Consider the following 545-nt stretch of genomic DNA (forward strand, 5'->3'; position numbering starts at 1 on the left):
ATGCGCGGGCGATCGCCACGCGCTGCTGCTCGCCGCCCGACAATTCGCCGGGATAGTGGGTGACGCGGTCGCTGAGGCCAACCGCCGCCAGCTCGCGCGCCGCCACCGAAAACGGATCGGCATGGCCGGCCAGTTCCAGCGGCACCGCGACATTTTCGAGCGCCGTCATGTTGGGAATGAGATGAAAGGACTGGAACACGATGCCAATGTTTCGGCCTCGAAACGAAGCAATCTGGTCCTCGCTTTTGCCGTTGAGCAACTCACCAGCGATTCGGACCGTACCCGAATCGACCCTTTCCAGGCCTGCCAGGACCATCAGCAATGTCGACTTGCCGGAACCCGAAGGCCCGACGATGCCGGTCGCCTCGCCGGTCGCCACATCAAGGCTGACACCCTTCAGCACATGGACCGATGAAGCGCCCTCGCCAAGGGTCAGGAATACATCTTTCAGCGCGACGACGGCTTCTGTCAAAATGAAATCGTCCTATAATCTGGGAAGGCTCTGCTTGCCGGAAGCCATCGACTGAAGAATTCCTAGCTCATAT

Annotated in this window: 1 protein-coding gene; it reads right to left on the bottom strand. The window is 60.2% G+C overall.

Annotated features, from left to right (window positions below; all coding sequences use genetic code 11):
• Positions 1-472: ATP-binding cassette domain-containing protein (locus tag EN749_RS36925; protein WP_128365129.1), on the bottom strand; the 472-nt coding region annotated here is incomplete at its 3' end.
• Between the last annotated feature and the right edge of the window lie 73 nt (positions 473-545).

Source organism: Mesorhizobium sp. M7A.F.Ca.ET.027.02.1.1, assembly GCF_004022985.1.
GTDB lineage: Bacteria > Pseudomonadota > Alphaproteobacteria > Rhizobiales > Rhizobiaceae > Mesorhizobium.